Here is a 22,345-nt window from a genome sequence, read left to right as displayed (position 1 = left end):
CATGACCTCCCCCTTGAAAATCGGTTTGATGGGCTACGGCTACGCCGGCAAGACCTTCCACGCACCCGTCATCGCGCACTGCGGCCACGCCGAGGTGGCGGCGATCGCGACGAGCCAGCCCGACCAAGCTCGCGCCGACTACCCGGCGGCTGAAATCGTCGCGGATCTGGACGCGCTCGTCGCGCTCGACGCCATCGAATGCGTCGTGATCGCGACGCCGAACGACACGCACTTCGAACTCGCGGCGCGCGCGATCGAAGCGGGCAAGCATGTCGTCGTCGACAAGCCGGTCACGCTGACCGCCGAGGACGCCCGGACGCTCGCGCTGCTCGCCATGAAGTACGACGTCGTATTCGCGCCGTTCCACAACCGCCGCTGGGACGGCGATTTCATGACGGTGCGCGCGCTGCTCGAAAGCGGCCAGCTCGGGCGCGTCACGCACTTCGAATCGCACTTCGACCGTTTCCGTCCGCTCGTGAAGCCGCGCTGGCGCGAGGAAGCGTCGCGCGGCGGCGGCCTCCTGTTCGACCTCGGGCCGCATCTGATCGACCAGGCGCTCGCGCTGTTCGGCGCGCCCGGCACCGTCAGCGCGACCGTGAGAACCCTTCGCGACCAGGGCACGGCGCCGGATTACGTGCACCTCCAGCTCGGCTACCCGGACAAGGAAGTCGTGCTGCACGCCACGGCGCTCGCGGCGCTCGAGCCGCCGCGCTTCGCGATCCACGGCACGCTCGGCAGCTACGTGAAGCGCGGACTCGACACGCAGGAAGACCAGCTCAAGGCCGGTCTGCGTCCGGGCGACGTCGATTTCGGCGCGGGCAACCCGCCGGCCCTGGTGCGCCTGCTGCAAGGCGAGGCGGAAGTCGAACACTCGCAGCCGACGCAAGACGGCAACTACGCCGGTTTCTACGGATCGCTGGCGGCGTCGATCCGCGACGGCGCGCCGTTCCCGGTCACGCCGCAACACGCGATCGACGTCATGACGATCATCGAGCTCGCCAACCAAAGCGCGGAAGAAGGGCGCCGCCTGCCGTTCGCGCGCGTCGGCATCGAAGAGTAACGAAGCAGGGCGCTTTCCCGGCGCGCCCGGGCCGCCGGCCAATCTGACATTCCAAAAGGAACGGACCGTTACAAATTATTCGGCTCGCGGCGTCATCGTTTTGCGTTCGCGAGCCGTTTTTGCGGCGGCGGACTCGTCCGTCGCAAAAAGAAGCTTTACATGGGATCGGAGTAAGGCTCTGCATGGGACCGCAGCAGGCGCTAAAGCGCTAACTCCGACCGACAAAGGAGAATGGAATGCAACGCTTGATTCGCGCGGTCGCTGGCTGCGCACTGGTGGCATCGCTGGCAGCGTGCGTCGTGCAGCAACCGCAGGTGGCCGCGCCGCCGCCCGGGCCGAATCCGCATGAAGTGGCGATGCGGCGCCTCGGGGAAGTGAACGGCCGCATCGACAACCTGGGCCATCTCATCGACACGCGCGTGAACCAGGGCTACTACCCGCCGCCGCAAGGTGGCGCGCTGCATCACCGCCTCGACGTGATCCGCCAGGAAGCGCGCGATATGTCGAATTCGCGCGGCGGCGGCTTGTCCGGCGACGAGCAGCACGTGCTGAACGAGGAACTCGACGGCGCAGCGCGCGCGATCGGCCAGTAAGCCGGAAGTTCGAGTTCAGGCAGTGCCCAAAGGCGGCGGACGCAATGTCCGCCGCCTTTTGTGTCGACCCGAGTTTGCGCTTCAGCGCTTACTCGGGTCCCATGCAAAGCTGCGCTGACACCAGCCCGCCGAGCCACGCTTAGTGCCCGTACAAGCCTCATTTGACAAGCCTTTTACGCTCGCGTACATTCGCCGCACGCGTCGGGAGAGCGCGCAGGCCACGGGTATCCACAGCGGATTCCAGAGAGGCCGCGCCGCCGAAGGGGCACACCCGCAAACTCTCAGGCAAAAGGACCGACGGCGTCGAAAAACCCGCTTGAACACGTCATGATCCGCGAAGTTGGCGCCCGTTTTGGAGCGCCTCCCTGCGGCTCCACCGCCGATTCCCGGCAATACGTGAAGCACCGGTTTTTCGAACTCTGGAGAGCGGCAGCGGCTTAGTGGCTTATCGAAGCCCGAGCAGGCTGCCCACCGAAGGGGCGCGCGTTCGAAGGGATCGATCCCGGGCGACGCAATCTCTCAGGTACCGAGGACAGAGGGGTCATGCAGGGCCACATCGCTTGCCGCCGGAAGGCCGCGAGGGTGAGTCCACACGCATGGCCTTTTTTGTTTTCGCGAGACACCTGACGAGGCCCCGATGACCGAACTGAAACACACCCCGCTCCACGCCACCCACTGCGCGCTCAAGGCGCGGATGGTCGACTTCGGCGGCTGGGACATGCCCGTCAACTACGGCTCGCAAATCGACGAGCACCACGCCGTGCGCACGGACGCGGGCATGTTCGACGTGTCGCACATGTGCGTCGTCGATTTCCGCGGCGAGCGCGTGCGTGCGTTCTTCGAGCACGCGATCGCCAACAACGTCGGCAAATTGCAGACGCCGGGCAAGGCGCTCTACTCGTGCCTGCTGAACCCGAACGGCGGCGTGATCGACGACCTGATCGTCTACTACTTCGCCGAAGACTTCTTCCGTCTCGTCGTCAATGCGGGCACCGCCGAGAAAGATGTCGCCTGGTTCAACCAGTTGAACGCCGAAGGCGGCTACGGCCTCACGATCACGCCGCGCCGCGATCTCGCGATCGTCGCCGTGCAGGGCCCGAACGCGCGTCACAAAGTGTGGCAAGTCGCGCCCTCTGCACGCACCGCCACCGAACTCCTGAAGCCGTTCAACGCGGCGATCGTCGAAGCCACGCCGTTCGGCGAATTGATGATCGCGCGCACCGGCTATACCGGTGAAGACGGCTTCGAAATCGTGCTGCCCGCCACCTTTGTCTGCGAATTCTGGGACTCGCTGCAGCGCCAGGGCGTGCGTCCGTGCGGCCTCGGCGCGCGCGACACGCTGCGCCTCGAAGCCGGCATGAACCTGTACGGCCAGGACATGGACGACAACGTCTGCCCGCTCGACGCCGGCCTCGCCTGGACCGTGGACCTCACTTCGCCGCGCGACTTCGTCGGCCGCGCGGCCCTCGAAGCCGCGGGCTCGCAAGCGTCGTTCGTCGGCCTGATCCTGCAGAAGGAAAACGGCAAGGCGGGCGGCGTGCTGCGCGCGCATCAGAAAGTCGTCACGCCGCAGGGCGAAGGCGAAATCACGAGCGGCACATTCTCGCCGACCATGCAGGAATCGATCGCCTTCGCGCGCGTGCCGAAGGGCGTGCAGCCGGGCGACATCGTCCACGTGCAAATCCGCGATAAAGCCCTTCCCGCAAGCGTGGTAAAACTGCCGTTCGTGCGCAACGGCAAGGTGCTCGTCGGCCAGTAATCGTCTGCGTAGCCGCGCTTGCGGCGCACGTCCCCCCTTCTTTTTAGCCATAGATGAATAACAGGAGCAACCGATGAGCATCCCGGCCGATCTGAAATACACCGAATCGCACGAATGGGTTCGCACCGAAGCCGACGGCACCCTGACGATCGGCATCACCGATCACGCGCAGGAAGCGCTCGGCGACATCGTCTTCTTCGAAGTCCAGGAACTGGGCAAGACCGTCTCGGCCGGCGACACCGTCGCTGTGATCGAATCGGTGAAGGCCGCCTCCGATATCTACGCGCCGGTCGCGGGCGAGATCGTCGAAGCGAACTCGGCCGTCGTCGACACGCCGGACTCCGTCAACAGCGCCCCCTACGACAACTGGCTCTTCAAGATCAAGCCGGCCGCGGGCGCCTCGCTCGACAAGCTGCTCGACGCCGACGCCTACACGAAGTCCATCGGCGCGTAATTTTTTGACCCGAACCGCGCGGCGCGCTCGTGGCGCCGCGCCTGCCAAGCCTAAACATGAAGCTCGAACACCCGGATCGTCTGATGAACCGCACCCCTCTCTCGCTTGCCGCGCTCGAAGTGCATGACGCCTTCGCCGAGCGGCACATCGGCCCGGACGCCGCCGATCAGCACAAGATGCTCGAAGCGCTCGGCTTCGCATCGCGCGCCGCACTGATCGACGCCGTGATCCCGCAGACGATCCGCCGCACCGAGCCGCTGCCGCTCGGCGCGTTCTCGCAGCCGAAGAGCGAGGCGGAAGCGCTCGCCGCGCTGCGCGAGCTCGCGGACAAGAACCAGGTGTTCCGCTCCTACATCGGCCAGGGCTACTACAACGCGCACACGCCGGCGGTGATCCTGCGCAACGTGCTCGAGAACCCGGCTTGGTACACGGCGTACACGCCGTATCAACCGGAGATTTCGCAAGGGCGTCTCGAAGCGCTCTTGAACTTCCAGCAAATGGTGATCGATCTGACGGGGCTGGCGATGGCGAACGCGTCGCTGCTCGACGAGGCGACCGCCGCGGCCGAGGCGATGACGCTGCTGCAGCGCGTCGGCAAGCCGAAGTCGAACCTGTTCTATGTGGCGGACGACGTGCTGCCGCAAACCATCGAAGTCATTCAAACGCGCGCGAAGCCGGTCGGCATCGAAGTGAAGGTCGGTCCGGCAGACGAAGCCGCGACGTCGAACGCGTTCGGCGTGCTGCTGCAATACCCGGGCGTGAACGGCGACGTGCGCGACTACCGCGAACTCACCGAAGCGATCCACGCTGCGGGCGGCCATGTGGTCGTCGCCGCTGATTTGCTGTCGCTCACCATGCTCACGCCTCCGGGCGAATGGGGTGCGGACGTGGCCGTCGGCAACTCGCAGCGCTTTGGCGTGCCGGTCGGCTTCGGCGGCCCGCACGCGGCGTACCTCGCCGTGCGCGACGAATTCAAGCGCCAGATGCCGGGACGCCTCGTCGGCGTGACCGTCGACGCGCAAGGCAACCCCGCGCTGCGTCTCGCGCTGCAAACGCGCGAACAGCACATCCGCCGCGAGAAGGCGACGTCGAACGTCTGTACCGCGCAGGCGCTGCTCGCGATCATGGCGAGCATGTATGCGGTCTATCACGGCCCGCACGGACTGAAAACGATTGCACTGCGCGTGAACCGCATCGCGGAATTGCTCGCCGCCGGCGTCAAGCAGCTCGGCTACACGCTCGCGAACGACACCTTCTTCGATACGCTCACGATCGAAACCGGCGCGCAAACGGCCGCTGTGCACGAGGCCGCTAAGGCCAAGCGCATCAACCTGCGCCGCGTGAGCGCGACGCGCGTGGGCGTGTCCGTCGACGAAACGACCAAGCGCTCGGACCTCGCCGACCTGCTCGCCGTGTTCGCGCAAGCCGCCGGTGCGATCGACGTGCCGCACGTCGATGCGCTCGATACCGCGCTGACCGCATCGGCCGGCGCTCAAGGCGCGACCTCGGTGCCGGCTTCGCTCGTCCGCACGAGCGCCTACCTCACGCACCACGTCTTCAACCGCCACCACTCCGAAACCGAGCTGCTGCGCTACCTGCGCGGCCTCGCCGACAAGGACCTCGCGCTCGACCGCTCGATGATCCCGCTCGGCTCGTGCACGATGAAGCTGAACGCGACGTCGGAAATGCTGCCGGTGACGTGGCCCGAGTTCGGCCAGATCCACCCGTTCGCGCCCGCCGAGCAAACCATCGGCTACCGCGAAATGATCGACCAGCTCGAACAGATGCTCGTCGCCGCCACGGGCTATGCCGCCGTATCGCTGCAGCCGAACGCCGGTTCGCAGGGCGAGTACGCCGGTCTCTTGATCATCCACGCGTACCACGCATCGCGCGGCGAGGGCCATCGCGACGTCTGCCTGATCCCGGCGTCCGCGCACGGCACGAACCCGGCCTCCGCCCATATGGCGGGGATGAAGGTCGTCGTCGTCGCGTGCGACGCGCAGGGCAACGTCGATATCGACGACCTGAAGGCGAAGGCCGAGCAGCACTCGAAGCAGCTCGCCGCGATCATGATCACCTACCCGTCGACGCACGGCGTGTTCGAGCAGAACGTCCGCGAAATCTGCGAGATCGTGCACGCGCACGGCGGCCAGGTGTACGTGGACGGCGCGAACATGAACGCGATGGTCGGCCTGACCGCGCCGGGCCAGTTCGGCGGCGACGTCTCGCACCTGAACCTGCACAAGACGTTCTGCATTCCGCACGGCGGCGGCGGACCGGGCGTCGGCCCGGTCGCGGTCGGCGCGCATCTCGCGCAGTTCCTGCCGAACCAGTGCTCCACCGGCTACAAGCGCGAGGCGAACGGCATCGGCGCGGTGTCGGCGGCGCCTTACGGCTCGGCGTCGATCCTGCCGATCTCGTGGATGTACATCGCGATGATGGGCGCGAAGAACCTCACCGCCGCGACCGAAACGGCGATCCTCAACGCGAACTACGTCGCGAAGAAGCTCGCGCCGCACTACCCGGTGCTGTACTCGGGCCCCGGCGGGCTCGTCGCGCACGAGTGCATTCTCGACCTGCGTCCGATCAAGGACTCGAGCGGCATCCAGGTCGACGACGTCGCCAAGCGCCTCGCCGACTACGGCTTCCACGCGCCGACGATGAGCTTCCCGGTGCCGGGCACGCTGATGGTCGAGCCGACCGAGTCGGAATCGAAGGAAGAGCTCGACCGCTTCATCGAAGCGATGATCGCGATCCGCGAGGAAATCCGCGCCGTCGAGGAAGGCCGCGCCGACCGCGAGGACAACCCGCTCAAGCACGCGCCGCACACGGCCGCGGTCGTCGTCGCGAACGAGTGGGCGCACGCGTATTCGCGCGAAACGGCGGTGTATCCGCTGCCGTCGCTCGTCGCGCGCAAGTACTGGCCGCCGGTCGGCCGCGCGGACAACGCGTATGGCGACCGCAACCTGTTCTGCTCGTGCGTGCCGATCGCAGATTACGAGTGATGAGGCGGCCTTCCGTCGGGCGGCGATCCGCGGGGCGGCCCTCAGTCGGGCCAAGCTTGGCATCGTGACCCAAAGACGCAAGCCGCTTCGCGCGGCTCGCGTCGTCTTTGCCGTGTGCCGTCAAGACCAGATAACATCTGACACCGAAATCGAACCAACGAAGGAGTTCCGCATGGTGCGAAAGGTGCGAACGATGACAAGGCACGGAACACGATTGCTGTCGAACCAACGAGCCGGTGCGCCGCTCGCGACGCTGCTCGTCGCCTGCGCGGCGCTGACGGCGCCGCTGCAAGCCGCCCGCGCGGCGATGAATTTTTGTGCGGCGCCCGCGCTGCAAACGAGCGAGCGCACGAGCGCCGACCCGGGCGTGCAAGCGCTCGTGAAAAACGTCCAGGCACGCCTGAACGACCAGCCGAAGCCGCTCGAGCGGCTGCACGTCGAAGGTACGCTGCCGCACGAAGGCATCTACGATCAAAGCGCCGAAGCCCTGAACGATCTCGACCTGATGCGCAACGCGGCACTCGCGTGGCGTGCGACGAGCGACGATCGCTACCTGAAACTCGTCGATCGCTTTCTGTACGCCTGGGCGACCACGTATCAACCCAGCCTCAACCCGATCGACGAAACGCGCTTTGAAGGCATGATCCTCGCGTATGACCTGACCGCGAGCGCGCTGCCCGTGAAGACGCGCAACGCGACGGCCGCGTTCATCGCGAAACTGGCAAACGGCTACATTGCGCAAATCGATGCGCAGCCGCGCCCGCTGACCGGTATTTTTCGCAACAATTGGCAGAGTCATCGCGTCAAACTCATTGCCATGAGTGCGTTTACGCTCGACGACCGCAAAATGATCAACGCCGCGCAGCGTCTTTTTGTCGAACACATCGGCGACAACATCGCGCCGGACGGCTCGACCTTCGATTTCACGGAGCGCGACGCGCTGCACTACGTGACCTACGACGTGCAGCCGCTCGTGACGGCGGCGCTCGCCGCGCGCCGCCACAACCGCAATTGGCTGCCGGAGCGCGCAGCCAACGGCGCCACGCTCGCCGCTGCGCTCAACTGGCTGACGCCCTACGCGCTCGGCACGAAGACGCACGAGGAATTCGTGCATTCGAACGTCGCCTTCGACGCCAAGCGCCGCGAGGCGGGCTTGCCCGGCTATTCGGGCGAATGGGACCCGAAGAACGCCACCGAACTCTTTTATCTCGCAGCGCGGCTGAACGGCCGCTACACGCCGGTCGCGCTGCGGTTGGCGCCCACGCCGCCGGCATGGCTCGCGGTCTGTTTGCCGCTGCCAGCGCCGGCGCGCTGAGCAATTTACATAACTTTGAATGGGGCCGGGGTAAGCGCTAAGGCGCTGACGCCGGCCGACCGCTGTGGGACTGGAGTAAGCGCTAAAGCGCTAACTCCAGCCAACCACAGCATGGGATGGGAGTAGGCGCTAAAGCGCCAACTCCCATCGACACAGGAGACAGTAATGGCAGTCAGCGTTTTCGATCTCTTCAAAATTGGCATAGGGCCGTCGAGCTCGCATACGGTCGGACCAATGCGCGCGGCGCTGATGTTCGTCCAAGGGCTCGAGCGCGACGGGCTGCTCGCGGCTACGGCCTCGGTGAAAGTCGATTTGTACGGATCGCTCGGCGCGACCGGCAAGGGACACGGCACCGACCGCGGCGTGATGCTCGGCCTGATGGGCGATGCGCCCGACACCGTCGATCCCGAGACGATCGGCTCGCGTCTCGAAGCCGTGCGCACCTCGCGCACGCTCTCTTTGCTCGGCACCCACGGCGTGACGTTCGTGCCGAAGGAGCACATCTCGTTCTACCGGCAAGCGTTGCCGGAGCATCCGAACGGCCTGAAGCTGCGCGCGTTCGACGAGGCCGGCGAGACGCTGCGCGAAGCGACGTATCTGTCGGTGGGCGGCGGTTTCGTCGTGACGGCGGGTGCGCCGAATTCGAAGGTGCTGCAGGCCGCCGACCAGCGGCCGCATCCGTTCCGCACCGGCAACGAGTTGCTCGCGCTGTGCGAATCGACCGGTAAAACGGTCGCGCAACTGATGTGGGAGAACGAGCGCGTCTGGCACACCGAGGAAGAGACGCGCACCGGGCTCCTGAAAATCTGGGACGTGATGCAATCGTGCGTCACGCGCGGCTGCGGGATCGGCAACCCGGACGCCGACGGCACGCTGCCCGGCCCGTTCCAGGTCAAGCGCCGTGCGCCGCAGCTTTATCGGACGCTGTCGGGCAATCCCGAGCGCGCGCTGCAAGATCCGCTGTCGATGGTCGACTGGATCAACCTTTACGCGATCGCCGTCAACGAAGAGAACGCCGCGGGCGGACGCGTCGTCACGGCGCCGACCAACGGCGCCGCCGGCATCATTCCCGCCGTGCTGCATTACTACACGCGCTTCATGCCCGGAGCGAACCAGCAAGGCGTGATCGACTTCCTGCTGACGGCAGCGGCCATCGGCATCCTTTACAAGCTGAACGCGTCGATCTCCGGTGCCGAAGTGGGCTGCCAGGGCGAAGTGGGCGTCGCGTGCTCGATGGCGGCGGGCGCGCTCGCGGCCGTGATGGGCGGCACGCCGAAGCAGGTCGAGAACGCGGCAGAAATCGGCATGGAGCACAACCTCGGCCTCACGTGCGACCCGGTCGGCGGGATGGTGCAGATTCCGTGCATCGAACGCAATGCGATGGCGTCGGTGAAGGCCGTCAACGCGGCGCGCATGGCGCTGCGCGGCGACGGCAGCCATTACGTGTCGCTCGATTCCGTCATCAAGACGATGCGCGAGACCGGCGCGGATATGAAGACGAAGTACAAGGAGACGTCGCGCGGCGGGTTGGCGGTGAATATCGTCGAGTGTTGAGGCCGCGGCAATAGATTTAAGGGCGGTTTCGCCGATCGCCCTCCGCAACGACAAGCGCGCAGCGATAAATGAATAAAGCCCGCCGGCTTTCGCTCAGCGGGCTTTATTCCCTCGCACTAGAGGCCCCGAAAAAGACGACCTATCGTGCGCATTCTGCGAAAGCGTCACGCAGCAACTGCATGCTGCCGAATCGCCTCGATCTTCTCCGCGCCGATCTTCTCCTTCGCCATTTCGGTGTCGTAATGCGTCTGGAGGTTCATCCAGCTCTGCGGATCGACACCGAAGAACGCGCCCAGCCGCACGGCCGTATCGGCCGTGATCGAGCGGCCATGCTTGATGATTTCATTGATGCGACGTGGTGGCACGTCGATTGCCTTGGCCAAGGCATATTGCGTAATGCCCATCGGCTCTAGCCATTCGAGCGCCAGAATTTCGCCGGGCGTCGCCAGCGGAACTTCGCGTGCCATAGGTTTCTCCTGGTAATGGGTTAGTGCGGCTTCTGGAGCTTGCGCATGGCGCCCCCTAGATAGTAGCCGCCTCCTACCACTCGGCGTAAGCTGTCCAAACCTGTGCTCGACAAACCAACCCACCATTTCCGACCAGCCAGGAGGACCCCGCGCAATGCCGAATGTCGCCGATTCCGCCACCGTGACAGGTGCGCGCCTCATAGTCGATGCGTTGCTCACGCACGGCGTCGACCGAGTGTTCTGCGTGCCGGGCGAGAGCTTTCTCGCCGTGCTCGATTCGCTTCACGATGAAACCGAACGCATCCAGACGATCGTCTGCCGCCACGAGGCCGCCGCCGCCAACATGGCCGAGGCGACAGGCAAGCTGACTGGGCGGCCCGGCGTCGCGCTCGTCACGCGCGGTCCGGGCGCGACGCACGCGTCGATCGGCGTGCACACCGCGTTTCAGGATTCGACGCCGATGATCCTCCTCATCGGCCAATGCGCGCGCGAGCATCTCGACCGCGAGGCGTTCCAGGAGATCGACTACCGCCGCATGTTCGGCCAGATGGCGAAGTGGGTCGCGCAGATCGACGACGCGCGCCGCATCCCCGAATACCTGAGTCACGCGTTTCATACGGCGTGCGCCGGACGGCCGGGGCCGGTCGTGCTCGCACTGCCCGAGGACGTGCTGTCCGATCCGTGTCCGGCGATGCCTGCCGCGCCCGCGTTCCAGCGTGTCGCCGCGTCCCCCGCTCCTCAACAGATCGACAAGCTGCGCGACCTGCTCGAACACGCGAAGCGGCCGATGGTGATCGCCGGCGGCAGCGGCTGGACGCCGTCCGCATGCACGGACCTGCGGCGCTTCGTCGACGCGTGGCAGTTGCCGATCGGCTGCGCGTTCCGCTATCAGGACACCATCGACAACGAGCATCCGAACTACGCGGGCGACGTCGGGCTCGGCGTGAATCCGGCGCTCGGCGCTCGCATCCGCGAGGCCGACCTTCTGCTCGTGATCGGCCCGCGTCTCGGCGAAGCGACCACGGGCGGCTATACGCTGCTCGACATCCCGAAGACGAAGCAGACGCTCGTCCACGTACATCAGGGCGCGGAAGAACTGGGCCGCGTGTATGCAGCCGATTTGCCGATCGTCTCAGGCATGCCTGAGATCGCCGCCGCGCTCGCGGCGCTCGAACCGCGCGCCGCGCCCGCGTGGGCCGGCAGCGCCGAAGACGCGCATGCTGCCTATCTGGAATGGCGCAAGCCGCGTCCGATGCTCGGCGACGTCCAGCTCGGCGAGATCATGGCGCAGTTGCGTGCACGGCTGCCGAACGACGCGATCGTCACCAACGGCGCGGGCAATTACGCGATTTGGCTTCATCGGCATTTCGCTTACCGGCACTACCGCTCGCAGCTGGCGCCGACGAGCGGCGCGATGGGCTACGGCGTCCCCGCGGCCATCGCGGCGAAGGCGATGTACCCCGAGCGCGCAGTGGTCGCGCTCGCCGGCGACGGCTGCTTCATGATGGCGGGCCAGGAGCTCGCGACCGCGATGCAATACGGGCTAAACGTGATTTTCATCGTGGTCAACAACGAGCACTATGGAACGATCCGTATGCATCAGGAGCGGCACTACCCTGAGCGCACGCACGGCACCGGTCTCACGAATCCCGATTTCGCCGCCTTTGCGCGCTCGTTCGGCGCGCACGGGGAAACGGTCGAGCGCACGGCGGATTTCCTGCCGGCGCTGGAGCGCTCGATAGCGAGCGGGCTGCCCGCATTGATCGAGCTGCGCGTGCCGAAGGACGTGAGCACGCCCAACGCGACGCTCGAACAGATTCGCGAGCAGGGCCGCAAAGCGCGCGCGTCGGCACAGTAGGCATAGGCAGTAGGCAGTCGCTCGCGAAGCAAGCCGCCGCATCGCGCGGGACTGATTCGTGCGGCAGCGGTAAGGGCCTGGTCGCGCAAGCGACAGGCCCGAAAAGCAGGTCCACATCGACGACGGAGAGGGGACCCATGGCTGATTCGCAATCCTTCCTGCAGGCGCGCGAATTCCTGCTGCGCCATCGCGAGGACTACGACACCGCATATCGCGACTTCAAATGGCCCGCGCTGATCGAGTTCAATTGGGCGCTCGATTGGTTCGACCTCTACGCGCACAACAATCACGAGCCTGCGCTGTGGGTCGTCGAAGACGACGGCAGCGAGCAGAAGCTGACGTTCGCCGAGTTGTCCGCGCGCTCGAATCAGGTCGCCAACTATTTGCGCAGCGTGGGCATCGCGCGCGGCGATCGTGTGCTCCTGATGCTGCCGAACGAGCCGGCGCTGTGGGAAGTCATGCTCGCGGCCATCAAGCTCGGCGCCGTGACGATTCCCGCCACGCTCTTGCTCACCCCCGCCGATATCGCTGACCGGATGACGCGCGGCGAGATCAAGCACGTGATCGCAACGGCCGGCGCGGCGGAAAAATTTGCAGAGGTCGACGCATCGGTCACGCGCATCGCGGTCACGCATGCCGATGGCGCAGCGCCCGACCCAGCCCCGGCCGGTTGGCATCGCTACGCGGACGCCTTCGATCAGAGCCCGTGCTACATGCACGACGAGCGGACACTCGCGACCGACCCGATGCTGCTCTATTTCACGTCGGGCACGACGAGCCGTCCGAAGCTCGTACTGCATAGTCACCAGAGCTACCCGGTCGGCCATCTGTCGACGATGTACTGGATTGGCCTGAAGCCCGGCGACGTCCACTGGAACATCAGCTCGCCAGGATGGGCGAAACACGCGTGGAGCAGCGTGTTCGCGCCGTGGAATGCGGGCGCGACCGTGTTCGTCAGCAACACCGCGCGCTTCAACGCGAAGGCGACGCTGGAGACACTCGTCACCCACGGCATCACGACGCTGTGCGCGCCGCCGACGGTCTGGCGCATGCTGATCCAGGAAGACCTCGCGTCGTATCCGGTGAAGCTGCGCGAAGTGGTCGGCGCGGGCGAGCCGCTGAACCCCGAGATCATCGAGCGCGTGAAGAAGGCGTGGAAGCTCACGCTGCGCGACGGCTTCGGACAGACCGAGACCACTGCGCAAGTCGGCAACTCGCCAAGCCAGCCGCTCAAAGCGGGCTCGATGGGGCGGCCTCTGCCGGGCTACCACATCGCACTGCTCGATCACGACGACCGGCCGGCCGACGAAGGCGAACTGTCGCTCGTGCTCGATCCGCGGCCGCTCGGCCTGATGGACGGCTACGTCGACGATCCCGCCAAGACCGAGCACGTCACGCATGGCGGCTTCTATCGCACCGGCGACATCGCCCAGCGCGACGCCGACGGCTATTACACCTACGTCGGGCGCGCCGACGACGTGTTCAAAGCCTCCGACTACCGCATCAGCCCGTTCGAGCTGGAGAGCGTGCTGATCGAGCATCCGGCGATCGCCGAGGCGGCAGTCGTGCCGAGCCCGGACCCGCTGCGGCTCGCGACGCCGAAGGCGTTCATCGCGTTGCGCACGGGCTTCGCGCCGTCGCGCGAAGTGGCGGGCGACATCCTGCGCTTCGCCGCGCAGAAGCTCGCTCCGTACAAGCGGATTCGACGCATCGAGTTCTACGAGTTGCCGAAGACGATCTCAGGGAAGATCCGGCGCGTGGAGTTGCGCAAGCTCGAAGCGGCGCGCACAGGCGATGCGCGGCGCGAGAACGAGTACTGGGAAGACGATTTCGGCGCTGCGCTGACGAAGGACGCGCAGCGGGCGGCGGAGTGAGCGTGAACGTCTTGTCTCCAAAGGCGGTGAGGAAAGGGCGACGATAGCGCAAACGGCCGCCTAGGCCGCCCGCCGTTCCCTTAACGAATCCGACGGCCGTTTCCCGAACAGCTTCTTGTAGTCGGTCGCGAACTGGCTCAGATGCCAGAAGCCCCAAGCGGCCGCGACGTCCTGTACCGTGCGCGCGTCGCTCGATGAGCCGCTGCACAGATCGCGCCGCGCGCCGTTCAAGCGAATCGTGCGCAGGAACGTCGCGGGCGCCATGCCGAGCACGTCCTGGAAGCAGTACTGCAGCGTGCGGCGACTGACGTGCAGTTGCGCGCACAGTTCCGGCACGCCGACCGGACGCGCGCGATTCGCGAGCACATAGTCGCGCGCCTGCGAGACGATCCATTGCCGGCGAGGCTTCGCCGGAAGCGCTGCCTCGCCTCGCGACGCTTGCGACTCTCGCGACTGCGAGCACAGATCGAACAGCGACGCCAGCACCCACGCCTGCAAGCTATCGCCCGCGACATGAGCCAGCGGCGCCTGGCTTGCGCGCGCGCCGTCAAGCACGTGCCCAAGCGCAGCGCGAAACGGTTCGATATGCGCCGCGCCAATCGCGATGACCGCGCGCTGCGCCAGCGCGAGAAGGGGCTCGTCGAGATCGATCCGCTCGACCTCGCTTGCACAGCGCCGCAGCACGTCCCTTTTGACGACCACGCCGTAGATCGCGAATTGCTCGGGTGTCACGAGCTCGAACTCGATGCCACCGGGACGGACCGCGAGCGCGTCGGGCGTGATCGGGTTCGCGTCGATGCGCGCGGTGCTGTCGCGCGCGGCTGAGGCGCCGGCCGCCGAATGGCCGGCCCCCGGAATGCCGAACCAGTAGGCGTCGGCCGGCACTTCGCACGTTTGCCGCAGCGTATGACTCGTCGTTTCGCAAAACACCTGCATGCGATCGAGCGGCAACTCGGTCAGCGTGCCGGTGAACGGGCCGGGCATCAATTGATCGTAGGTCTGACGCCAGTCGACGAGATTGCGCGCCTGCTCGTCCGCATCGTGCGCGGTACACACGCGCACGGCTTGCACGCCGTCGCTTGGCGATGCACACGGGCCTTCGACACGGTGGGAGAAGGTATCGATCGTCATACCGCTGCTAGGAACGCAATTCCTATGCCGATGATTGCCGCCCACGGGATGCGCCTCGCGCTTGCCACGCCACTGCTCCATATCTGAACAGCGCGCACTTCGCTGCGCCGAATCGTGACACCTCATCGTCACGGATTGAACAGTGCTTGAACAACGTCATCGATGCGATCGCAAGGCTTCGCACGACGAATGGGCACGTGCCCGCCCTTGGCACGCTTTTGGCGTAAGCGACATGCCGCTAAACAGGGCAGCCGCGATTGCGACGGCACTAGAAGCATCCATTCGATATGTGAGGAGCACACAAATGAATCATGCGGAGATGCAGTTTCTGAACACCGATTACCCGTATAAAAAGCAGTACGGCAATTTCATCGGCGGCGAATGGGTGAAGCCGGTCGGCAACGAGTACTTCGACAACATCTCACCGGTAACAGGCGAGCCGTTCACGTCGATCCCGCGCTCGCGCGAGGCCGACATCGAGCTCGCGCTCGACGCCGCGCATCGTGCGAAAACCGGCTGGGCAAAAACCTCGACGACCGAGCGCGCCAACATCCTCAACAAGATCGCCGAGCGCATGGAGGCGAATCTGCAGCGCCTCGCCGTGGCCGAATCGATCGACAACGGCAAGCCGCTGCGCGAAACGATGGCCGCCGACATCCCGCTCGCCATCGACCACTTCCGCTATTTCGCGGGCTGCATCCGCGCACAGGAAGGCTCGATCGGCGAAGTCGACGACGACACGGTTGCCTATCACTTCCATGAGCCGCTTGGCGTGGTCGGCCAGATCATCCCTTGGAACTTCCCGATCCTGATGGCCGCGTGGAAGGTCGCGCCTGCGCTCGCCGCAGGCAACTGCGTCGTGCTGAAGCCCGCCGAGCAGACGCCCGCTTCGATCCTCGTCTTGATGGAATTGATTCAGGACTTGCTGCCGCCGGGTGTGCTGAACGTGGTCAACGGCTTCGGTCTCGAAGCGGGCAAGCCGCTTGCGACGAACAAGCGCATCGCGAAGATCGCCTTCACCGGCGAGACCACCACAGGCCGCCTCATCATGCAGTACGCGAGCCAGAACCTCATTCCGGTCACGCTCGAACTCGGCGGCAAGAGCCCGAACATCTTCTTCGCCGACGTCATGGATCGCGACGACAGCTACTTCGACAAGGCGCTCGAAGGCTTCACGATGTTCGCGCTGAATCAGGGCGAGGTGTGCACGTGTCCTTCGCGCGCGATCGTCGAGGAGAAGATCTATGACCGCTTCATCGAGCGCGCTTTGAAGCGCGTGGCCGCAGTGAAGCAAGGCCATCCGCTCGATCCGTCGACGATGATCGGCGCGCAGGCATCGAGCGAGCAACTCGAAAAGATCCTCTCCTACATCAAGCTAGGCAAGGAAGAAGGCGCGCAGTGTCTCACGGGCGGCGAGCGCACTCAGCTGGGCGGCGAACTCACGAACGGCTACTACGTGCAGCCGACCGTGTTCCGCGGCCACAACAAGATGCGGATCTACCAGGAAGAGATTTTCGGGCCGGTGCTGTCGGTGACGACGTTCAAGACCGAGGAGGAAGCGCTCGAAATCGCGAACGACACGCTCTACGGCTTAGGCGCGGGCGTGTGGACGCGCGACGGCAATCGCGCGTATCGCTTCGGACGCAACATCCAGGCGGGTCGCGTGTGGACCAACTGCTATCACGCTTACCCGGCGCACGCGGCGTTCGGCGGCTACAAGCAATCGGGCATCGGCCGCGAGACGCACAAGATGATGCTCGACCACTATCAGCAGACGAAGAACCTGCTCGTCAGCTATAGCGAAAAGCCGCTCGGGTTCTTCTGATCGCGTTTAGCGCAATCGGCGCGAACGAATCGCAGCAATCGGTTCGGTTCGTTCGCGCTTTCCGTTTCAAGGAGGACTCGGAATGACAGACGAACAGGCAGTGCAGCGCGTAATCGCCACAGAAGCGGCCGTCGCGCTGATTGCGAAGCTCGTTGCGGAGCATGGGCCGGTGATCTTTCATCAGTCGGGCGGCTGCTGCGACGGCAGCGCGCCGATGTGCTTTCCGGCGAATGAATTCCTGGTGGGTAGCTCGGATGTGAAGCTAGGCGAGATCGGCGGCGTGCCGTTCTATATGAGCGAATCGCAGTTCGAGTATTGGCAGCACACGCAATTGATCATCGACGTCGTGCCGGGCAACGGCGGCATGTTCTCGCTCGAGCGGCCGACGGGTCTCCGGTTTCTCACGCGCTCGCGGCTCTATGACGACGCGGAGAATGCGTGGCTCGAAGCGCATCCGGTCGAGCGGGCGGGAGCGTGATGCAACTGTCGACAATGGTCATTCGACATCCTGGCGACGACGCGGCGCGCCTTTGATACCCGGTTGGCTAGCGCCAAGATTTGCAAGCCGCGTCGCGGCTTCGCGAGCCGAAGACTCATCGCCTCCTTCTATCGCACTCGGTTGCGCTTGCGGTGCATCGAGAAGCGCATCGCTATCGTCCTTCAAGCCGACGCCGGTCAGCCCAAGCCTTCGCGCATGCGTGAGCAAATAGTGCAGCTTGTGTGCAGCCGCTTCGTAGCTCAAGCCCTCTGGCCGCACATTCGAAATGCAGTTGCGCAGCGAGTCCGCCGTGCCGACTTTCGGCGCGTACGTCAAATAGATGCCGAGACTATCGGGCGAACTGAGCCCCGGCCGCTCGCCGATCAGCATCACCACGAGCTTCGCCCCTAAGATCTCGCCGATCTCGTCGCCGAGCGCAACACGCGCCTGTCGTGCAACGACGACCGGGCCGATGCGCCAATCGCTCATCCTCTTCGTGACCGCCTGCAAGAGCGGCAGCGACTGCCGCGAAGCGGCGAACGCCGACAAGCCGTCGCCGATCACGAACACGACTTCAGGCGGATCGAGCGACAAACGCGTTAGCGCATCGCGGCTCTCGTCCGACAAACGCCGCCCCAAGTCGGGCCGGCGCAAATAGTGCGCGCGATCGGGTGCGGCGCTGTGCACGTCTAGCGTGCTGAACCCCGCGTCCTGCAATTGCCGATGCAACACGTCCGCATCGAGCGGATGGTGAACGGCATCGCGCGCCTGCGCATGAGAGAGGTTGAACGCGAGCAACGGCGCGGTCGGCAGGCTGTTGCCCGCGCGGCCCAAGGCGATGCGCGCCTGCGTGAACTGCCGCAACGCACTCCACGGATTCTTTTCGAGGGGGTCGTTCATTCCACACCCATCCATTCGCTGACACCTGCGAGCAACGGCTGCCTCGGCGACGCCGACAGCAGCACGCCGCGCGCATCCGCAATTTGCATCGCTTCGAGCCAATCCTCGAACTCCGGCGCACGGCGCAGGCCCAGCACGTCGCGCACATAGAGCGCGTCATGAAACGAGGTGCTCTGGTAGTTGAGCATGACGTCATCGGCGCCCGGCACGCCCATGATGAAGTTGATGCCCGCGACGCCGAGCAGCGTCAGCAGGGTGTCCATGTCGTCCTGATCGGCTTCGGCATGGTTCGTGTAGCAGATATCGCAGCCCATCGGCACGCCGAGCAGCTTGCCGCAGAAGTGGTCTTCGAGACCGGCGCGAATGATCTGCTTGCCGTCGTACAAATATTCCGGGCCGATGAAGCCGACCACCGTATTCGTGAGAAACGGGTTGTAGTGGCGCGCGACCGCATACGCGCGCACTTCGCACGTCTGCTGATCGACGCCGTGATGCGCGTTCGCCGACAGTGCGCTGCCCTGGCCCGTTTCGAAGTACATCACGTTGTCGCCCACCGTGCCGCGCTTGAGCGACAGCGCCGCTTCGTATGCCTCCTGCAGCAAAGCGAGCGTGATGCCGAAGCCCGAGTTCGCCTTCTCGGTACCCGCGACCGACTGGAACACGAGATCCACCGGAGCGCCTTTTTCGATCGCGGCAATCGTGCTCGTCACGTGCGTGAGCACGCACGATTGCGTCGGCACGTGGTAGCGCTGACGGAAGTCGTCGACCATCGCGAGCAGCGTCGTGATCGCAGCGAGGCTGTCGGTGGCGGGATTGATGCCGATCATCGCGTCGCCGCAGCCGTACATCAGGCCGTCGAGCATCGACGCGGCGATGCCCTTCACGTCGTCGGTCGGATGGTTCGGCTGCAGGCGCACCGACATGTGCCCCGGCAAGCCCACCGTGTTGCGAAAGCGCGTGACCACCGGACGCTTTTTCGCGGCGATCACCAGATCCTGATTGCGCATCAGCTTCGATACCGCCGCGACCATTTCCGGCGTGAGCCCGGCCGTAATGCGCGTGAGCGCCGCCGTGTCGGTCGTATCGGCGAGCAGCCAGTTGCGGAAATCGCCGACCGTCAGATGCGAAATCTCCGCGAACGCCTCGCTCGAATGCGTATCGACGATGAGCCGCGTGACTTCGTCGCTCTCGTAGGGGATCAGCGCTTCGTTCAGGAACGTCGCGAGCGGCACCTGCGCAAGCGCCATCTTCGCCGCGACGCGCTCCTCCTCGCTCGCCGCCGCGACGCCGGCCAGTTCATCGCCGGAACGCAGCGGGCTCGCCTTCGCAAGCAGGGTCTTCAAGTCGGCGAACCGGTAGGTCCGCGCGCCGATGGTCTCCGAATAGCTCATCTTTACGGCTCCATATGCTGCTGCGCTGCTAGCGCCAAAACGCGCTCACTCCTCGAGCAGTGCGTCGGCGGGCGCGATCTCGCGCTGTCGGCGCGTGAGCAGGAAATACACGTAGCCGAGCGCCAGGAAGATCGCGAACACGATGGCCACGAGAAAGTTGTAGTACACCATCGTCGCGAGCGAAATCGCGGCGGCAACGAGCGCGAACGCCGGGAAGTACGGAAACAGCGGCGCCTTGAACGGGCGCTCCATGTTCGGCTCGGTGCGGCGCAGCTTGAACAGCGCGAGCATGCTGACGATGTACATCAAGATAGCGCCAAACACCGACATCGTCACGATATTGGCCGTCAGCGTCTGGCCGCCGAACCGGATCAGTTCGTCGCTGTAGATCGCGGCGATTCCCACCACGCCGCCCGCGAGGATCGCGCGATGCGGCGTCTTGAAGCGCGGATGCACTTTCGCGAGCCACTCGGGCAGGAAGCCGGCGCGAGCGAGCGCGAAGATCTGCCGCGAATAGCCGAGGATGATGCCGTGAAACGACGCAACGAGCCCGAAGAGGCCGAGCCACACGAGCATGTGCATCCAGCCGCTGTTCGCGCCGACGATGTATTTCATCGCTTGCGGCAGCGGGTCGTTGATGTTGGCGAGCTTGGTCCAGTCGCCGGCGGCGCCCGCGAACACCATCACGCCGATCGCGAGCACGACGAGCGTGAGGATGCCGGTCACGTAGGCGATCGGAATCGAGCGCTTCGGGTTCTTCGCTTCCTCGGCGGCCATCGCGACGCCTTCGATCGCGAGAAAGAACCAGATCGCGAACGGGATCGCTGCGAACATGCCGTGGAACGCGCCGAGGCTGAAATGGTCGGCGCCGGCCCAGCCGCCCTTCGTGAAGTTCGACCATGCGAACCCCGGCGCGACGACACCCATGAACACGAGCAATTCGAAGATCGCGAGCAGCGTGACGAACAACTCGAACGCCGCCGCAATCTGCACGCCGACGATATTGAGCGCCATGAAAACGAGGTACGCTCCCATCGCCGCATGCTTCGGTTCGAGGCCGGGAAACTGCACATGCAGATACGCACCGATCGCAAGTGCGATCGCGGGCGGCGCGAAGACGAATTCGACGAGCGTCGCCGCGCCCGCGAGATAGCCGCCGACCGGCCCGAAAGCATGCCGCGCATACGCGAACGGGCCGCCCGCGTGCGGTATCGACGTGGTGAGCTCGGTAAAGCTGAAGATGAACGTCGTGTACATCGCCGCAATGAACAGCGCGGTGATCACGAAGCCAAGCGTGCCGGCGGTCGCCCAGCCATAGCTCCAGCCAAAGTACTCGCCCGAAATCACGAGACCGACCGCAATCCCCCAAAGCTGCCAGGTGCCGAGCGTCTGCTTGAGCTCGTGATGGGTGACCTTGCCGGCATGCGGGCTACCGGCTTGCTGTTGGTTCGACTTTGTTGTCATTGACGTCTCCGTATTAGCCGTTCACGTCCGATGTATCCGCGTGCCTCTGCGGCAAACGGATACGCATCCGAACCGATGCTAGAGAGTCATAAATCGAGGTGTTATCGAAATTCGGCAAACTTAGCGAGTTCGATGAAAGCCCGATGAAAGAAATGCCGGAGGGGTTTTTGGCAAGGCACTTCGCTCGCCGGATCGGGGCACACCCCGTCGCCCGCGGCCGGTCGCCCGCAACTGGTCGTCCGCAACCGGTCGCCGGCAGCCCGTCGCCCACGAACTCCGCAAGATTTGTCAAACGGCCTCGTGCTATGTTGCCTGCACGAACCCCGACACGAACGGCTTCCCGTGAGACATCCCGCCAGCCGCGCCGATTATTCAGCCCGCCTTCAGCGCGTGCTCGACTACATCTACGACCATCTCGACGACGAGCTCGACCTGAACCGGCTCGCGGATATCGCCTGCCTGTCGCCGTATCACTGGCATCGGGTCTATCAGGCGATGTACGGCGAGACGATCGCGGCCACGGTGCGGCGCTTGCGGCTGCATCGCGCGGCGGGCTACCTCGCGAAAGGACAGATGCCCATCGACAAGATCGCGCAAAGCGCCGGCTACGGCAGCCTGCAGGCGTTCACGCGCACGTTCAGCGCGGTGTTCGGCATGCCGCCGGCGCAGTACCGCAAGAACGGCACGCACCGGCGTTTTCAGCCACAGGACTCAGGAGGCGACCCCATGGTCATGCGTGAAGTGGAGATTCGGGAAGTGCCGGCTATGCAGGCGGTGACCGTCGATCACACCGGCTCGTACATGCAGATCGGCAAGGCGTTCGACACGCTGTTCGGCTGGCTCGGTTCCATCAATATGTTCGGTTCGATCCAGCATGCGGTGGGGATCTTTTACGACGACCCGAGTGCGGTGGCCGAGGCGGCACTGCGTTCGAAGGCGGGCGTGGTGCTCGCTGTGCCGGTCGAGATTGCCGCGCCGTTTTCGCTGACGGCAATCCGCGGCGGACAGTACGCCGTGCTGCGCCACCAAGGCCCGTATGCGGACATGGCCGCCGCCTACCAATGGCTCTATGGCGAGTGGCTTCCGCAGTCCGGCCGCGAAGCCGCAGACGCGCCCGTGTTCGAGGAGTACTTGAACAATCCGCGCAACACGCCGCCTGCCGAATTGCTGACCGATATCTGCCTGCCGTTGAGGTAGGCGGGTTTTCCCGCTGCACG

17 protein-coding genes and 2 riboswitches are annotated in these 22,345 nt (G+C 65.2%); of the genes, 12 read left to right on the top strand and 5 right to left on the bottom strand.

All coding sequences use genetic code 11. The annotated features are described in order from the left end of the window. Position 1: 1 nt before the first annotated feature. From FAZ95_RS00165 to FAZ95_RS00135, 7 genes are all read left to right on the top strand, one after another. Positions 2-1,060 (top strand): oxidoreductase, encoded by a 1,059-nt coding sequence (locus FAZ95_RS00165; protein ID WP_137330575.1) that lies wholly within the window; start codon positions 2-4, stop codon positions 1,058-1,060. Between the two features lie 236 nt (positions 1,061-1,296). Beyond that, the gene (locus tag FAZ95_RS00160) at positions 1,297-1,653 is read left to right on the top strand and encodes a hypothetical protein (protein ID WP_137330574.1); all 357 of its coding nucleotides are present in this window, start codon (positions 1,297-1,299) and stop codon (positions 1,651-1,653) included. A gap of 192 nt (positions 1,654-1,845) precedes the next feature. Then, positions 1,846-1,960, top strand: a riboswitch (glycine riboswitch). Between the two features lie 102 nt (positions 1,961-2,062). Next, a riboswitch (glycine riboswitch) is annotated at positions 2,063-2,199 on the top strand. A gap of 91 nt (positions 2,200-2,290) precedes the next feature. After that, positions 2,291-3,412, top strand: a complete 1,122-nt coding sequence (gene gcvT, locus FAZ95_RS00155; protein ID WP_137330573.1) for a glycine cleavage system aminomethyltransferase GcvT — start codon at positions 2,291-2,293, stop codon at positions 3,410-3,412. A gap of 73 nt (positions 3,413-3,485) precedes the next feature. Next, the gene (gcvH, locus tag FAZ95_RS00150) at positions 3,486-3,866 is read left to right on the top strand and encodes a glycine cleavage system protein GcvH (protein WP_137330572.1); all 381 of its coding nucleotides are present in this window, start codon (positions 3,486-3,488) and stop codon (positions 3,864-3,866) included. A 56-nt stretch (positions 3,867-3,922) separates the two neighbouring features. Then, the gene (gene gcvP / locus FAZ95_RS00145; RefSeq protein ID WP_137330571.1) at positions 3,923-6,871 is read left to right on the top strand and encodes an aminomethyl-transferring glycine dehydrogenase; all 2,949 of its coding nucleotides are present in this window, start codon (positions 3,923-3,925) and stop codon (positions 6,869-6,871) included. Between the two features lie 172 nt (positions 6,872-7,043). After that, positions 7,044-8,186 carry an alginate lyase family protein gene (locus FAZ95_RS00140; protein ID WP_137330570.1) on the top strand — a complete coding sequence of 381 codons (1,143 nt, stop codon included), beginning with the start codon at positions 7,044-7,046 and terminating at the stop codon, positions 8,184-8,186. 165 nt (positions 8,187-8,351) lie between these two features. Then, the gene (locus FAZ95_RS00135; RefSeq protein WP_137330569.1) at positions 8,352-9,740 is read left to right on the top strand and encodes an L-serine ammonia-lyase; all 1,389 of its coding nucleotides are present in this window, start codon (positions 8,352-8,354) and stop codon (positions 9,738-9,740) included. Between the two features lie 164 nt (positions 9,741-9,904). Here FAZ95_RS00135 and FAZ95_RS00130 read toward each other — a convergent pair whose 3' ends face one another. Continuing rightward, positions 9,905-10,207 carry a HigA family addiction module antitoxin gene (locus tag FAZ95_RS00130; protein WP_137330568.1) on the bottom strand — a complete coding sequence of 101 codons (303 nt, stop codon included), beginning with the start codon at positions 10,205-10,207 and terminating at the stop codon, positions 9,905-9,907. A gap of 154 nt (positions 10,208-10,361) precedes the next feature. On the opposite strand from FAZ95_RS00130, the gene FAZ95_RS00125 reads away from it, so the two are divergent. Together FAZ95_RS00125 and FAZ95_RS00120 are read left to right on the top strand one after the other, a co-directional pair. Beyond that, a complete protein-coding gene (locus FAZ95_RS00125; protein ID WP_137330567.1) occupies positions 10,362-12,065 on the top strand; it encodes a thiamine pyrophosphate-binding protein in 1,704 nt (567 codons plus the stop codon). Between the two features lie 137 nt (positions 12,066-12,202). After that, on the top strand, positions 12,203-13,939 hold the full coding sequence (locus tag FAZ95_RS00120; protein WP_137330566.1) for an AMP-binding protein: 1,737 nt from the start codon (positions 12,203-12,205) through the stop codon (positions 13,937-13,939). Positions 13,940-13,999: 60 nt separating this feature from the next. Here the strand turns inward: FAZ95_RS00120 and FAZ95_RS00115 are convergent, their stop codons facing one another. After that, positions 14,000-15,070 carry a helix-turn-helix domain-containing protein gene (locus FAZ95_RS00115; RefSeq protein ID WP_137330565.1) on the bottom strand — a complete coding sequence of 357 codons (1,071 nt, stop codon included), beginning with the start codon at positions 15,068-15,070 and terminating at the stop codon, positions 14,000-14,002. 304 nt (positions 15,071-15,374) lie between these two features. Between FAZ95_RS00115 and adh the strand changes: the two genes are divergently transcribed. Together adh and FAZ95_RS00105 are read left to right on the top strand one after the other, a co-directional pair. Beyond that, positions 15,375-16,895 (top strand): aldehyde dehydrogenase, encoded by a 1,521-nt coding sequence (adh, locus tag FAZ95_RS00110; protein ID WP_137330564.1) that lies wholly within the window; start codon positions 15,375-15,377, stop codon positions 16,893-16,895. 82 nt (positions 16,896-16,977) lie between these two features. Continuing rightward, complete coding sequence (locus tag FAZ95_RS00105; RefSeq protein WP_137330563.1) at positions 16,978-17,373, top strand: DUF779 domain-containing protein; 396 nt, start codon at positions 16,978-16,980, stop codon at positions 17,371-17,373. A gap of 18 nt (positions 17,374-17,391) precedes the next feature. On the opposite strand, the gene eutC is transcribed toward FAZ95_RS00105, so the two are convergent. The 3 genes from eutC to eat are packed head-to-tail and all read right to left on the bottom strand — an operon-like array spanning position 17,392 to position 21,128. Further along, positions 17,392-18,273, bottom strand: a complete 882-nt coding sequence (gene eutC / locus FAZ95_RS00100; RefSeq protein ID WP_137330562.1) for an ethanolamine ammonia-lyase subunit EutC — start codon at positions 18,271-18,273, stop codon at positions 17,392-17,394. Next, the gene (locus FAZ95_RS00095; RefSeq protein WP_137330561.1) at positions 18,270-19,664 is read right to left on the bottom strand and encodes an ethanolamine ammonia-lyase subunit EutB; all 1,395 of its coding nucleotides are present in this window, start codon (positions 19,662-19,664) and stop codon (positions 18,270-18,272) included. Before FAZ95_RS00095 ends, eutC begins: the two co-directional genes overlap by 4 nt. A 45-nt stretch (positions 19,665-19,709) precedes the next feature. Beyond that, a complete protein-coding gene (gene eat, locus FAZ95_RS00090; protein WP_137330560.1) occupies positions 19,710-21,128 on the bottom strand; it encodes an ethanolamine permease in 1,419 nt (472 codons plus the stop codon). Between the two features lie 342 nt (positions 21,129-21,470). On the opposite strand from eat, the gene FAZ95_RS00085 reads away from it, so the two are divergent. Continuing rightward, entirely contained in the window at positions 21,471-22,325 is an 855-nt protein-coding gene (locus tag FAZ95_RS00085) for an AraC family transcriptional regulator (protein WP_254699766.1), read from the top strand. Positions 22,326-22,345 lie beyond the last annotated feature (20 nt).

Origin of the sequence: Trinickia violacea, from assembly GCF_005280735.1 — a bacterium.
Taxonomy (GTDB): domain Bacteria; phylum Pseudomonadota; class Gammaproteobacteria; order Burkholderiales; family Burkholderiaceae; genus Trinickia_A; species Trinickia_A violacea.
Note: the sequence above shows the minus strand (reverse complement) of the source record. Positions and strands in the feature narration are given on the sequence as shown.